The sequence below is a fragment of the Arthrospiribacter ruber genome, from assembly GCF_019343195.1.
GTDB classification, from domain to species: domain Bacteria; phylum Bacteroidota; class Bacteroidia; order Cytophagales; family Cyclobacteriaceae; genus Arthrospiribacter; species Arthrospiribacter ruber.
Genome location: NZ_RPHB01000017.1, coordinates 15,643 through 30,077, shown reverse-complemented (window position 1 = coordinate 30,077; position 14,435 = coordinate 15,643). Strand labels below are relative to the sequence as shown.

Genomic DNA, 14,435 nt, shown 5'->3' with positions numbered 1-14,435 from the left:
GCTGATGTATCCCTTGTCCAGGCAGGAAGCAACCTGCGCTATGTGATCTCTGTGACCAACAACGGTCCGAGTGATGCGCAGGAGGTAATCGTGAGCGATGTGCTTCCGGCAGGAACCACCTTTGTCTCTGCCGACAACGGCGGTACAGAGGACGGGGGCACCGTAAGCTGGAGCCTTGGCACGATGACCCCTGGTCAGAGCATTGAACTGGAGCTGATCGTGTCAGTTGGTGAAGACCTTGAGGACGGCACGGTGATCAGGAACACCGCTGTGGTCGATAGTCCAACGGATCCTGACGGGCCTAAGGAATCCGATCCTGAGGATGTGACAGTGGAGAATGATGCGAGGGCCAAACTTGAAATAGAAAAGACAGCCGGATCTGCTACAGTAGTAGCGGGCACGGAGCTGAATTATACAATAACTGTAAGCAACACGGGTACAGCAATAGCTACCGGTGTGACGGTATCCGACGAACTTCCTGAGTTCACGGAGTTTGTGTCCACTGACAACGGCGGAGAGCTTACGGGCAATACGGTCAACTGGGATCTTGGAGATCTGGGAGCAGGTGAATCGGTGACGATCAATCTGGTACTGTTTGTTCCTGCTGATGTTGAAGCGGGCACGATGATCAGAAACGTTGCTGTGGCTGACAGCCCTGACGATCCTGACGGGCCTGTGGACAATGATCCTGATCCTGAGGATGATGTAGAGGTGGTGACCGAGGCAGATCTATCTGTTATGAAATCTGCTGATGTATCCCTTGTCCAGGCAGGAAGCAACCTGCGCTATGTGATCTCTGTGACCAACAACGGTCCGAGTGATGCGCAGGAGGTAATCGTGAGCGATGTGCTTCCGGCAGGAACCACCTTTGTCTCTGCCGACAACGGCGGTACAGAGGACGGGGGCACCGTAAGCTGGAGCCTTGGCACGATGACCCCTGGTCAGAGCATTGAACTGGAGCTGATCGTGTCAGTTGGTGAAGACCTTGAGGACGGCACGGTGATCAGGAACACCGCTGTGGTCGATAGTCCAACGGATCCTGACGGGCCTAAGGAATCCGATCCTGAGGATGTGACAGTGGAGAATGATGCGAGGGCCAAACTTGAAATAGAAAAGACAGCCGGATCTGCTACAGTAGTAGCGGGCACGGAGCTGAATTATACAATAACTGTAAGCAACACGGGTACGGCCACAGCTGGGTCGGTGAGTGTGAGTGACGAACTTCCTGAGTTCACGGAGTTTGTGTCCACGGACAACGGCGGAGAGCTTACGGGCAATACGGTCAACTGGGATCTTGGAGATCTTGGAGCAGGTGAATCGGTGACGATCAATCTGGTACTGTTTGTTCCTGCAGATGTTGAAGCGGGCACGATGATCAGGAACGTAGCGGTAGCTGACAGCCCTGACGATCCTGACGGACCTGTGGACAATGATCCGGATCCGGAGGATGATGTAGAGGTGGTGACCGAGGCAGATCTATCTGTTATGAAATCCGCTGATGTATCCCTTGTCCAGGCAGGAAGCAACCTGCGCTATGTGATCTCTGTGACCAACAACGGTCCGAGTGATGCGCAGGATGTAAGTGTGAGCGATGTGCTGCCGGCAGGAACCACCTTTGTGTCTGCCGACAACGGCGGTACAGAGGACGGCGGCACCGTAAGCTGGAGCCTTGGCACGGTGACCCCTGGTCAGAGCATTGAACTGGAGCTGATCGTGGCAGTTGGTGAAGACCTTGAGGACGGCACGGTGATCAGGAACATTGCCGTGGTCGATAGTCCAACGGATCCTGACGGGCCTAAAGAGTCCGATCCTGAGGATGTAATGGTAGATAATGATCTTAGAGCGTTATTGACTATTGAAAAAATTGCAGGATCTTCTTCTATAGCCGCTGGAGCAGAATTATCCTATCAAATCACTATAAGTAATAGAGGTACTGCATCAGCGACGGATGTTACCGTGACTGATCCTATTCCGGAGGGGACTTCATTTGTTTCAGCAAATCTTGAAGGCAGCCTTTCCAATGGAATAGTGATCTGGAACCTTGGGACTATTGAACCAGGTGCATCTGTATTGCTTGAATTGACCGTGATGGTTGATGAAACGCTGGCTGCTGGAACAGTCATAAGCAATATCGCGACAGTGGAAAGCCCAGATGATCCTGAAGGTCCTAAAGAAAATGATCCAACAATAGTAGAAGTGGAAGAGGGTGATCAGGAGCTTACTTCAGTTCAAGTCGAGAAATCAGCGGATGTAGAATTTGCTTCACCTGGAGACATGGTGGAATTTACTATCAGGGTTACCAATACAGGCAATCATCCGGCAATTAATGTGGAAATATTAGATCAGGTTCCAGCTGGGTTAATGCCGATAAATGCAAATAGAGGTGGTGAAATCGAGGGTCAGACGGCTATCTGGAGATTTGATTCGATTATGCCGGGTGAAACAGAAACAGTGATTCTCACTGCAATGGTAACAGCTGAAGAGGGCTCCATTGTAAATAATGTCAGGGTTAGTGGTGATAATTTTGAGGATGAAGATGATGATTCAGACCCTATTAGCCTTAATAAAGTTGACTTGGCAGTGATCAAGGAAGTCTCTTCAAACATAGTAGGGGTCGGAACCCAATTCCAATACAGGATTACGATCTCCAACAACTCTGATACTGAGGCCACAGAAGTCGAAGTCAGTGACTTTTTACCTATAGGAGTAAGATACCTTGACTCCAGAGTTGAAAGAGGTTCTGTAAGTTACGATGCAACCTTGAGAGTTTTAACTTGGGAAGTAGCCTCTCTTGAACCTGGGACTACCTTGACAATGGAAATGGATGTCTTGGCTGAAACACCTGGAGAGAAGTCAAACACTGCAAGGGTGAATTCTAGAGAGTTGGATCTCAATGAGACAGACAATACGTCAACTGTCAGTCATACTCAAATTGAATTTGAGATTCCAAATGTGTTCACACCAAATGGTGATGGAATTAATGATACCTGGGTGATCAAAGGTATTCAGGAGTTTTTCAGTTCAAACAGCTTATTGGTGGTGAACAGATGGGGTGTTGAGGTTTACCGTTCTGAAAACTATGCAAATCAATGGGATGGAGGCAACCTTTTGGAAGGTACTTACTACTATCAATTGACAGTAATAAGGCTTGATGGCACTCAAGAAGTATTCAAAGGTTATGTGACAATTTTAAGATAAGCATTATGAAAAAGATTGGTTTAGTTTATATATTATTAGTATCCGTTATCTTCTTGCCCGATGCATATGGACAACAGGTTCCACAGTTTAGTCAGTACATGTTCAATCCTATATTCATCAATCCTGCTTATGCAGGTTACAAAGAACAGCTTTATGTACAGACATACTATAGGAAACAATGGGCAGGGGTGACTGGAAGTCCGGAAACAATAGCAGTGGCTGCTGATGGCTTTTTGCCTGACCAAAATTTAGGTGTTGGGATTGTAGGTATGACAGATAGGTTGGGAGCGATGAGGAATAATTCTATTTATGCAAAATTGTCGTACCATTTGAGACTGACAGAAACGGGGTTTCTGAGTTTTGGCCTTGGGGTAGGATATGTGAGCTCATTGATAGATGGTAACCTTCTCACGCCTGGTGATGTAAATGACCCCACGGTACCGGGTGCAAGAAACCAGATTGCTTACCCGGATTTAAAAGCAGGTGTATTTTATTATGATGACAAATATTTTGCCGGTATAGCCTTTGACAATTTGTTGACTCCAATCCTGGACTTTGATAATGGAGAGGTAATGGCTGAACCCAGAAACCACATGAATTTATCTGCTGGAATGTGGATCGATGTCAACAGTGATATTGCCTTCCGACCTTCATTTATGTTCATGGATGATTTTCGGACGCCCTCTAGACTGGACCTTAATGCATCTTTTGTGTTTGTTGATAAATTTTGGGTTGGCGCTTCTTATAGGACAGCTTTGGATTATGCAGGAAGATCTTTGTCTGAAAATCTGAGAAACAGTACAGGGATAGTAGGGCTTATAGAAATTTTTGTGACAGACGGTTTAAGGGTGGGGTATGCCTATGATCATAACATTACAGGGTTTAATGTGAGGTCTTTTACAACCCATGATATTTCCATAGGTTATTTGTTACCGGCACGAAGGGTAAGGTCACTTTCTCCACGAAACTTCTAATGAATTCATGATGAACAATTATAGAAATGTAATTATTGTTTTCTCTTTAATTTTATTGAATGGTTGTACTCTTTTTAAGGGAGGGAACCTTAAAACCGCAAAAGAGAATGAACGGATGTTCAATTATTCAATAGCCAAAGAATCATATATGGCTGCCTATGAAAAAAAGGAAAGTGAAACAGCCCTTAGAGGGCTGGCAAATACGAGCTTAAAGCTGAGAGAGTTTGAACAGGCAGAGTCTTGGTTTTCAAGACTTGAACGATCCGGTTTAATGGAGGCTATTGATTATTACCAATATGCCACAGTTCTTCAGGCCAATGCTAAATTTGATGAAGCGCTGCATTTTTTGGAAAAATATAAAAGCTCCGGAGATGGAGAAATTGGAACGGAAAAACTTACTGTATTGGAGGAATCCCTGAAAATGGGGAAGGCAATATTGAATTCTGAATCCAATATTGCCTTGGAACCAGTAGCTGGGGTAAACACAGAATATTCGGAGTTCGGGTTTATTTATGATGAAAATAGACCACTTTTTGTTTCAGACAGACTGGATAACAAGGATGGCAGAATTAATACCAGAAATGCATTCAAAAGCGAAAGATACGGTTGGACCGGTAATGGTTTTCTTTCAGTCTTTACTTTGTCTTATGACCTTGAAACAAACTCAGGAAGTACTGTTCAAAAGGTTGAAGATTACCAACATCCCTATCATATTGGACCGGTTTATGAAAGTGAGGTGCACAAATTTCACATAAAAACAGAGCCTGTAAGTGGGGGTAGTCCATTTTCTTTCAAAAGAAATGATATAACCGTATTTCCAGGAATGTATCATGCCCACCTTCAGGAAGATGGAGAGTGGTCAGAAGAAAAAGGGTTTGGATTTAATTCCCCTTTGGAATATATGGTAATAGATCCTTTTTGGGATAAAGATGGAAAAACCCTTTTCTTTGCTTCTGACATGCCGGGAGGTTATGGAGGTTTGGATTTATATAAAGTAACATTGTTGACAGATTCCACTTGGGGTGAGCCTGAAAATTTAGGCTCTAAATACAATACTATCGGAAATGAGCGCTCTCCGTTTATTTATGACGAAGACTTCTATTTTTCTTCAGACGGACATCCAGGTTTGGGTGGACTTGATGTTTTTTTGATAAGGGAGTATAAAAACAATAGGGGAACAATTGAAAACCTAAAAGCCCCAATTAATTCCAATAGAGATGACTTCTTTTTTACCAGAACTGATACGGATTATGCCTTTCTTTCATCTGACCGTGAAGGCGGAAAGGGTAGTGATGATATCTACAGAATACAATACAATATTCAGGAGTTTGTATTATTAATGGGGGAGGTGTTGGCTAAAGATACAGGAAACCCCATATCCAATGCTGTGGTTACTGCAGTTAATAAAGATACAGGTGTAAACTTTAGATATGTTACCAACGAAGAGGGGAAATTTGAATTTCAAGTGCCTGTTAGAACACCTTTTGGGATTTCTGCTACAGCCACTGATTACATGCGTGCTCAAATAGACGAAGCCCTTAAAGGAGATAAGAGTGAACAGGATGCCGGACAGAAATTTGTTCAGTTGTATCTTGATAAAATGGAAAGAGAAAAAATATATACGGTTGAGAATATTTTCTATGATTTTGATAAATGGGATATTAGGGAAGATGCTAAACCTGAATTGGTTAAGCTAGCTTATATTTTGCTGGAAAATCCGACTTTGAAAATTGAACTTCATTCCCATACTGATTCGAGGGGGACAGAAAAATACAATCAGAGGTTATCTGATAGAAGGGCCCAGTCAGCTGTCGACTTTATAGTGTCTTTAGGTGTGAGTAAAAGCCGTATTTCTGCAAAAGGTTTTGGAGAGTCTCAATTGAAAAACCATTGTAAAGATGGTGTAGATTGCTCTGATGATGAGCATCAGGAAAACAGAAGAACTGAGTTTAAAATTTTGGATTATTAAGGAAATTCAATTCAAAACCAACTTGTTCTTTCTTGAATCAGTTTACTTATATTTTCTGAATATTAAATATGGAAATTAAAGGTCCATCAGCCTTGAAAAAGAGAACTGATGGACCTAATTTATTTATTCTTCGCTTGCCTCCGAAGTTTCCAAAACAAAGGCTGTAACAGTTCCTACGGTCATCGTTTCCAGTTGGTCATCTCCATGATTAGCTGTGTAGGCGTAAACTATACATCCGCTTGCATCAGAAGATGTTACCTCATAGTTGAAATCGATGAAATCCTCCTCAGACCAATATACCCTAAAGTTGTTGTTACCTTCCTCAAGACTAAGTTCAGATAATTCTGAAGAATATATGTAATGCTCATCTTCACTTGATTTCTGTACTTCGAAATCGACTTCTGACTCTTCTTCGCCATCTAATGCAAACAGCCTGACCTTTTCAGTATCAAAGCCCTCCTCATCCATTATTAGATTGTCATCTTCATCAGTCAGCACCATAGCAAAAGACCTTAAAGTCTGATCTGTACAAGGATCAGGATCATCATCGCTACAAGAAGTAAGATAGCTCATGGATAGGACTGCAATCAGAATTGGTACTAGTTTTCTTAAATTCATTTTGAAATTATTTTGTTAAACATTGAAATGATTTAAGAGCGCTCTTGATTACCAAACGGGTGATCATGGGTATGTGCTACATGTAGATGAAAAAAAATGTAAATTATTACAGAACTTAAATCTTGAACAATGTGGTAGCTAGAATATGTTATTCTTTCAAAATTGGAGTTTAGCGCTTTTATTCCCCAGTTATTTTCATAAAATTTTTATCGAACAATAGCAATCAATTTCATTAAGATCTAACTGTCACTTTTATGACAAAGCTGGATTTAACAAATTATCATCTAAAATATGAAATCTTCCCAAAAGTCCCGAAAGCAAAAGCTTTATGATTTGATTTAAGTCAATAAGTCATGTTCATATACCAAATTATTTTTCCTTCAATACTGTGTTCTAAAATACGGAGGCCTTCAAGGTTGTTGGCCTGAAAATTTCCGATGTCAAGTTTGGCGAGTAACTTGCTTTTTTGGTTTGACTTGTCCATCTAAAAATTTACACATTCCGGCAATGTGTTGGGTTGCGTAACTTTGAGATATCCTTTGAGCGTAAGAGCGCGGGATGTAGAAACCAATCCTATAGACCCATATGGTATTGCTCCCGATGTCTTTTTGGACAAATCTGAGGATGTCCTTGAATTTCCATTGCGGCATATGCGGCAATTGATTGAAATCAAAAACTTAGGAAATGAATAAGCTTGACGCGTTTCTTTAACCTCTTTAACATTTTACATGACTAATTTGAATATTACTCACTCCTCAAGCTATCCACAGGATTCGCTAACGCCGCCTTTATAGATTGGAAACTTACTGTCATCAGAGCAATGACCATAGTCAGGATACCCGCTCCAGCAAAATACCACCATTCAAGATCAATCTTATAGGCAAAGTTGTCCAGCCAACTATTCATTAACAACCAAGCAACAGGCAATGCTATGATCCAACCAATAAGGGTTAAACCCAGAAAGCTTTTAGAAATCAAAGCGGATACATCTATAATCGATGCACCTAAAACCTTTCGTATACCAATTTCCTTAACCTTCCTCGATACCGTAAATGCTGTCATGCCTAATAAGCCCAGGCAAGAAATAAATATGGCTACAATCCCAAAAATCAGAATACACCTACCTGTCATCTGTTCAGAATGATAAAGACTTTCATACTCTTGATCTAAAAAATGATTAATCTATTGGCTAATCATCTGTTTCCCACTCTTCAGGAAACTTGTACCAAGACGTTGCCAATCCTTTTAGGTTCTCAGCGGTACATTCCCTGCAATTATCTGTTTCGGTCCATACCAGTTTGTCATTGATGTATATATTTGCTGTGATGCTGGGAGATGGACTTCTTTGGGAGTTTTCATCACACTCAGCACAAAAGGCTGTCAGAGCTTGTGAAATGATGATGGCAAATTCGAGCAGAAGCCTGACCCTGGCAAGCTGAGTGTTTTGCGTAATATTCTCCAGGGTTTTTGTAGGGTCATCGGCTATGAATACTTGAGGATGAATGAGCAAAAAGCCTATTACTCCTGATATTGCTAAAGTCAAATACCAGATGCCGGTTATCCGAACTGTTTTTACCAGGTTTTGAGGGATCGTATGCATGAATTTGCCATGGATTGGGAATGAAAGTAAACATCCCTGTCAAAGCCATTAAAGTACTTTTCATAAATCAAAGTATCCCTTTGGATCACAATAAGTGCAGTGGTTTGGGAGGCTATGGCCCATTCCTCAAAGCTGTCAAATCCAGTATTGGTGATCAGTTGATCAAACTTTGACTCTACATATACTTCTTCAGGAAGAGAAATGAATTGATTGGTTCTTTTGGCTCCCTGAATTCTGTGATTGTCAAAATTCCTGTAATCATAAACATCCGCTACATTCATTGTGATCAAGCGGTAAACATAGGTAGGGGAATATTTGATTGATAAAAGAAGTACAAGGATAGAAAAGATGAAGATTGGTACTAATACAAAAAATCTGAGAATATATTTCTTAGTTATCATATCTTGTTTGTTGGGCTTGAGGAATCGCAGGGAATTCGATTTGCTGTCATATGTAATTCTTTAAGGGGGTTAAGCCCTATATTTTACTTGCCAAACCTACTAATATCTTCAAAACTAAAAAATAATAGCTAAACACTGGTTGCGATTGAAACCGGAATACATTCACGATTAGGCACTACAGTTCTGACATAATTCATTATCAATGTTAATTCCCCAACCCAAAGTCCCAGTATCCCCGGCTTTGATGTAGTTTAGGTGTGGCTTTGAAGTAGGGGAGAAGGGGAGGGAATGAAAGGTGTATCAGCTTGAAAATCAAAATGCTTTTGTTAGAATTTTATAAAAATGAGTTTCAGTCTTTAAATTTATAAGAATCTTCGGTTGACTGATAAGTGAACCTTTGATTTTCAACGGGGCTAAAGGGTTTTTATAATTGGTTATCCACTGAAAATGTCTTTAAGTCCGTACTTAACCAGGATGTTATTGTTGGATCTTGGAAAAGTCTGCATGCCAGTTTTCCATATGAACGGCATGTGTGGAAAGATATGCCCCTTCTTTGTAATATCTGTCGTAAAAGTCAGTGTCAATATGATGGGCCTGAACAAACCCAGGCATCATTACCGTACTCCTGATCCCCGGAAATTTGCCGTACTTTTCATAAATATATTGGGAAACCTCACCCATGCAAATGGAGTATTTCAGAATTAGCAAAGGAAGTGGGAGCATCCCGTTCAGGATTGACCAAACGGTTTACCGAAATGGTGGGAGAGCCCCCGATAAAATACCTGACGGCATGGCGCATCCAACTGGCCAAGCATCTCTTACTTCAGCCCGGACAGGAAATCCAACAGGTTTCTTTACAAGTCGGTTACGAATCGGATGAGGCATTTAGCCGGGCATTTAAGCGCTATACAGGAGAACCTCCTGCCTCATGGAGATCCAAGGTAGGTTTAATTAATTAGATTTTATTCTGCATGACTCTGATGTAGAAGATCTTGTAAGTCTTATGCCATAACCTTCTATTTTGTCAGCTCACCTAAGATCTATATGAAATCATTTGTTTTTTTAATTTTAGAATGAAAGCCAAATGCTCGGCTCTTAACCAAAATTACTTGGGTATTTGATCCTTTTCAGCTGAATAATAATCCTTGATGACATACCAGGCCTTCTTTTTTTCTCCATCCTCAGATATCAGCCCTTTCCTGTTGAAACCCTGTTGATGGACAGGATGCATTCTTCCCAGAGACTTGTAGTCATACAACAACCAGGGAGAAACACCAACAAGGTTTGGAGTGGTTTTGAACATTTCTATCTGGTCAAGGTAAATTTGCTCCTGATAGCCTTCGGTCCAATTTGCCGCTTCATCCTGGGGAGTATCATTGTTTCCAAACTTTGCCTCACCCCCAAATTCAGAGATGAATATGGGCTTGTCAGGGAAGGCTACTTTCCATTTGGTTTCTGAAGGCTTGCCCTGCCATGGTATGTACCAGCCTATATATTCATTGATCGAAATAAGATCAGAATGAAGAAACAAGGTGTCCTGAATATCAAAGGTATGGTCTCTGTAGGTTTGGGAATTCGTTACATGAACCACCAATCTGGTAGAATCATTAGCCCTACATTTTTCTGAAAGTTCTATTAATTCCTTATCCCTATTTGCAGTGCCGGGATAGGTTTCATTGGATAAAGCCCAAACAACAACCCCTCCCCGGTTTTTATCCCGGCTGATCATTTCATTGAGCATGTTTTCCATTTTGTTGGGTACCAAGCTGTCCGAAAACTGGATATGTTGGTAAACAGGAAGCTCATTCCAAACCATCAGGCCCATCTTCTCTGCTTCTTTTACCATGTATTCGTTGTGCGGATAATGTACCAGCCGGACCATGTTACATCCCAACTCTTTGGCCGATTCAAGTAAAATTCTTGCATCATCCCTTGAAAAGGCCCTTGCCCTCTTATAAGGATTCTCCTCGTGGATATTCACTGCTTTGAGAAAAATGGGTTGCTGGTTTAACAGTACTTTATTTCCCTGTACTTCTATACTCCTAAACCCGATGGAGTCTATTACCACATCAGTTTTGCTTTTAATGATTACCTGATAAAGCTTTGGCTCTGAAGGAGACCAGAGTTCAGGTTTCATATTAAACTCAATACCTGCAAAACCCTCCGCATCAGTATTGGCGACGTGGCGCAGATCGAGTTCCGGGATTTCTACTGTTACTTCCTGCTTGGCCTGATTTCCGTTTAACCTGACCCATCCCAAAACAGTATTCAAACTGCCTTTTTCCAGCTGGATGAAATAATCTTCGATAAATGATACGTCAGTTTCAACCAGGTCCACATCCCTGGTGATTCCCCCATAGTTGAGCCAATCAAATCCCACTCCAGGCAATCCCTTAGGCAAGCGGCGGTTATCAACTCTTACTATCAAAGAGTTTTCCCCCTCCTTGATTTTTTCGGTGATTTCAAATTGGAATGGAGTGAATCCACCTTCATGGCTTCCGATTTTCACTCCGTTCAGGTACACATCGGCCAGGTAATTGACTGCCCCAAAGTGGAGAAAAACCCGCTTCCCTGATTTAACAGAATAATTGAATGGCTTTTTATACCAGACGATTCCCTCATAATAGTTGAGTTCTTTCATCTGGGTGTTGAAGTCTCCCGGGACATTCAATACCGGACCGCCTTCGAAGGAATATTCGAAAAAGTCAGTCTTAAGTTGGGGCTTTTTATCCAACCAAACCTGACGGTAATCACCGCTGCCTGAGGGATCAATGATTGCATTCCATTCACCGTTTAAGCTTATCGTTTCCCTGGCCTCGACATTGACCATTGCGGTTTGGCCAGGGGAGATGTTAATACTTCCTAATATGCATAGAATTATCAGGATCAAATTCTTCAAGAAGGTATTTTCGAATTTATTCATTGTTTTTGTTTCAATACCGACAATTAATCCATGATTTGTCTTGAGGACTGCCTTGCTGCCAGCTGCCATTCTTTATCGGTTTTTATCCATACATTGGTAAATCTCCTTGGTATCCACTCTTCTTTATTGGTGACCATACTGGCTGGTTGCTGCAATTCCTTGCCCATTACTATGGCAATGTTGTCATTGAAAGTAATTTCCTCAACGATTCTTTCAACGGCTGGGAATATGTGACCACTTTTCATCAATCCGATAATGTCTTTTGGAGTCACAATTTTCCCATTGGGATTGTTTACCACATAATTTTCAGACCATATCTGTAACAGCGCTGTGGTATCCCCCTGATCAAGCAGTTCAGTCCAATGTTTTTCCAATCTCCTGATTTCTTCCTCCTCTTCAGACTGTCCAAATGACACTGAGCTAATGAACAAGAAAGTAATCAGCAAGAAACAATGTGTTTTCATAAGTTTGTATGTTAGGTTTATTGAAGAATGACATTAAAGTTAATTGAAATTGATTATGTTTTTTGCTTTTTAAATACCTATCGGTAAGCTATGCTTTCATATCATAATCTTTCTGCCAAACTGCCAAAGCATGCACTCCATCCTGAAAAAGACTGGCAGTCCTACCTAATTCCTACTTTTTTCCACCCTTAGCAATACCCGTTTGGCAGAATCCAGAGCCTAGTTTTGCTGAAAATAATTATTAACAGTTAAATTTATCGTTATGAAATCTAGCTTAATCATTTTGATTGTCTTATTGACAAGTTGTGGATTATTAAATGCACAAGAGAACAAGAATTCCTCTGGAGGCAATTTCATTTATCCACAATTTCATGAAAATTTCTCAGCAGAAGAAAGTTGGGAAATCCATAAACAAGCTTACCAAAAGCAATTGAAAGCAGCTGGCTTAAGTGAATCAGAAATACAGAAAAAACTGATTGACTATGAAAATGAAAAGAAGTTGTTCATCGAAAAAGTAAAAAAGCAAAGTGAAGAAGCGGCTCTTCAAAGAAAAGAAGCGGAAATCCTCCGCAAACAAGCCGAAGAACAGAGAAAGCAAGCTGACATCCTCAGAAAGCAAGCAGAAGAAGCTCGAAAGCATGCGGAAATCCAAAGGCAACAAGCTGAAGTAATGAGAAAGCAAGCCGAACAAGCAAGAAATGAAAGTGCCCTAGAAAGGGTAAAAGCCGAGGAACAAAGAAAACAGGCAATGGCACAAAGAGAAATCGCAGAAAAGCAAAGAGAGGTGGCGGCTGAGCAAAGGGAAAAAGCTGAAGAAATGAGAAAGCTGGCTGAAATTCAAAGGAAAAAGGCCGAGGAGATTCGAAACAGCTTTGAAAATATTTTGTCAAAAAATCTTGAAATTTCTAAATCCTCAACTAAGATCGATCCAATCACGATCAACATTGAGAAAAAAACAACAATATACTTCAGCGTCCATAGCAGATTGAATTCAGGCAATATCTTGATTGAGATCTTCAATCCTAAAGGTGGGAAAGAAGCTGAGCTTTCACTGGAACACAAGCAAAAGTCAGGCTTTATTATAGCTGATGATTTTTCAAAATACACTAACGGATCGATTAACAAAACCATAGCTGATGCAGATGCTGGCGATTGGCAAATCAGAATCACACCAAAACAATCAGAGGGAAATGTCAACATTTCTGTTGGCAGATACATTAAACCTGCCACAGATGAGTAAGGTGTTAAGGATAAGATTTGTTTTAGTCATCCTTCTTTGGAGCTGGCAGCATGATGCATTCCCTAAGGATCCTGGAAAAATTTCGGGGACCTTATTGCTTGATGATACCTGGGAAAGAAAAGTATTTCTATCTCTAGTGGAGTCCTTCGAAAAGGAATTCACTTTCAGCAACAGCTTTATCTTAGCAACAACTGAATTGGATAGTTTGGGGAATTTTGAAATACCATTAGAGAACGTATCTACTGATTGGTCCATGCTTCGATTGCATGTGGTCAAGAAAGGTTTTGCTCCAAAGTATCTGGTGATTGGAAGTAATGAGGAAAATTATGTTTTGATCATAGCCAAAAGAGATTCTGAAATCAGGCTTTTCAATACAGAAGGCATGCCAGTCTTTGAAAACAAGGTCATTGAAGGTGCTCCTTATATGGAAACCTTTGATTACATATCAAGATTAGCAGAATATCCCAATGCGATTGACTATGAAAGCTCTCTAGTCGAAAAGGAGTTTATAGAAGATGTAGTAGCAGAAAAACTGAAGGCAGTAGCAGATACAAGCAGCAATCCATTGGTTTCTCTTTATGCACTCTACAAAACTGATTTCCTTTCTGATTACCAAAAGGATCCAGATTTTTATAAGGCATATCTTGCCAAAATGAAAAATGAAAGCGATTCATATTTTGATCCATTCAGAAGACAATTCCCTATTTCCAATTCTTTCCCATGGATTCTAGTCTTGACAATTACACTAGTAGGGACTCTATTTTTGGTTGGACTTTACATATCTCATAAAAGAAAACCAAAACTAGGAAAGCTGAGTGTTCAGGAAAGAAGGATTTTGGACTTGCTTCAGCAAGGTATGAGCAATCAGGAAATTTCTGATGCTTGCAATATTGAACTAAGTACCACAAAGTCCCATGTCGGGAGTATCTATTCCAAGTTAAAAATCAAATCCAGAAAGCAAGCTTTGGACATCAAAATCAAATAAGATTGTATGAATTTTTGAAACCATACTAAAGCCAATGAAGAAGGAGATTGAAAAATACAACTG

The 14,435-nt window shown here is 40.9% G+C and carries 14 protein-coding genes; 7 read left to right on the top strand and 7 right to left on the bottom strand.

Features of this window, described 5'->3' with window-relative positions:
- The 3 genes from EGN73_RS22140 to EGN73_RS22130 form a co-directional block, all read left to right on the top strand.
- The coding region (locus tag EGN73_RS22140) for a DUF7507 domain-containing protein (protein ID WP_219294323.1) at positions 1-3,198 on the top strand (3,198 nt) is incomplete at its 5' end.
- A gap of 5 nt (positions 3,199-3,203) precedes the next feature.
- A complete protein-coding gene (locus EGN73_RS22135; protein WP_219294321.1) occupies positions 3,204-4,172 on the top strand; it encodes a PorP/SprF family type IX secretion system membrane protein in 969 nt (322 codons plus the stop codon).
- Positions 4,173-4,287: 115 nt separating this feature from the next.
- Positions 4,288-6,141: an OmpA family protein gene (locus EGN73_RS22130; RefSeq protein WP_219294319.1), complete on the top strand. Its 1,854-nt coding sequence runs from the start codon at positions 4,288-4,290 to the stop codon at positions 6,139-6,141.
- A gap of 123 nt (positions 6,142-6,264) precedes the next feature.
- Here EGN73_RS22130 and EGN73_RS22125 read toward each other — a convergent pair whose 3' ends face one another.
- Positions 6,265-6,759 carry a hypothetical protein gene (locus EGN73_RS22125; RefSeq protein ID WP_219294317.1) on the bottom strand — a complete coding sequence of 165 codons (495 nt, stop codon included), beginning with the start codon at positions 6,757-6,759 and terminating at the stop codon, positions 6,265-6,267.
- Positions 6,760-7,298: 539 nt separating this feature from the next.
- On the opposite strand from EGN73_RS22125, the gene EGN73_RS22120 reads away from it, so the two are divergent.
- Complete coding sequence (locus tag EGN73_RS22120) at positions 7,299-7,451, top strand: hypothetical protein (protein ID WP_219294315.1); 153 nt, start codon at positions 7,299-7,301, stop codon at positions 7,449-7,451.
- Between the two features lie 52 nt (positions 7,452-7,503).
- Here the strand turns inward: EGN73_RS22120 and EGN73_RS22115 are convergent, their stop codons facing one another.
- From EGN73_RS22115 to EGN73_RS22100, 4 genes are all read right to left on the bottom strand, one after another.
- The gene (locus tag EGN73_RS22115) at positions 7,504-7,890 is read right to left on the bottom strand and encodes an ABC transporter permease (RefSeq protein WP_219294313.1); all 387 of its coding nucleotides are present in this window, start codon (positions 7,888-7,890) and stop codon (positions 7,504-7,506) included.
- A 58-nt stretch (positions 7,891-7,948) separates the two neighbouring features.
- Positions 7,949-8,359, bottom strand: a complete 411-nt coding sequence (locus EGN73_RS22110; protein WP_219294311.1) for a DUF4386 domain-containing protein — start codon at positions 8,357-8,359, stop codon at positions 7,949-7,951.
- Entirely contained in the window at positions 8,332-8,640 is a 309-nt protein-coding gene (locus EGN73_RS22105; protein WP_219294309.1) for a hypothetical protein, read from the bottom strand. Before EGN73_RS22105 ends, EGN73_RS22110 begins: the two co-directional genes overlap by 28 nt.
- A gap of 597 nt (positions 8,641-9,237) precedes the next feature.
- Positions 9,238-9,483 carry a hypothetical protein gene (locus tag EGN73_RS22100; protein WP_219294307.1) on the bottom strand — a complete coding sequence of 82 codons (246 nt, stop codon included), beginning with the start codon at positions 9,481-9,483 and terminating at the stop codon, positions 9,238-9,240.
- Positions 9,484-9,515: 32 nt separating this feature from the next.
- On the opposite strand from EGN73_RS22100, the gene EGN73_RS22095 reads away from it, so the two are divergent.
- Positions 9,516-9,719, top strand: coding sequence for a helix-turn-helix domain-containing protein (locus EGN73_RS22095; protein ID WP_246611704.1), 204 nt, complete (start codon positions 9,516-9,518; stop codon positions 9,717-9,719).
- A gap of 146 nt (positions 9,720-9,865) precedes the next feature.
- Here the strand turns inward: EGN73_RS22095 and EGN73_RS22090 are convergent, their stop codons facing one another.
- Both EGN73_RS22090 and EGN73_RS22085 read right to left on the bottom strand, forming a co-directional pair.
- Complete coding sequence (locus tag EGN73_RS22090; RefSeq protein WP_219294303.1) at positions 9,866-11,683, bottom strand: glycoside hydrolase family 2 protein; 1,818 nt, start codon at positions 11,681-11,683, stop codon at positions 9,866-9,868.
- Positions 11,684-11,706: 23 nt separating this feature from the next.
- Positions 11,707-12,147: a nuclear transport factor 2 family protein gene (locus EGN73_RS22085; protein ID WP_219294301.1), complete on the bottom strand. Its 441-nt coding sequence runs from the start codon at positions 12,145-12,147 to the stop codon at positions 11,707-11,709.
- A gap of 262 nt (positions 12,148-12,409) precedes the next feature.
- Between EGN73_RS22085 and EGN73_RS22080 the strand changes: the two genes are divergently transcribed.
- Together EGN73_RS22080 and EGN73_RS22075 are read left to right on the top strand one after the other, a co-directional pair.
- Positions 12,410-13,387 (top strand): hypothetical protein, encoded by a 978-nt coding sequence (locus EGN73_RS22080; protein ID WP_219294299.1) that lies wholly within the window; start codon positions 12,410-12,412, stop codon positions 13,385-13,387.
- Entirely contained in the window at positions 13,380-14,372 is a 993-nt protein-coding gene (locus tag EGN73_RS22075; RefSeq protein ID WP_219294297.1) for a helix-turn-helix domain-containing protein, read from the top strand. Before EGN73_RS22080 ends, EGN73_RS22075 begins: the two co-directional genes overlap by 8 nt.
- Positions 14,373-14,435 lie beyond the last annotated feature (63 nt).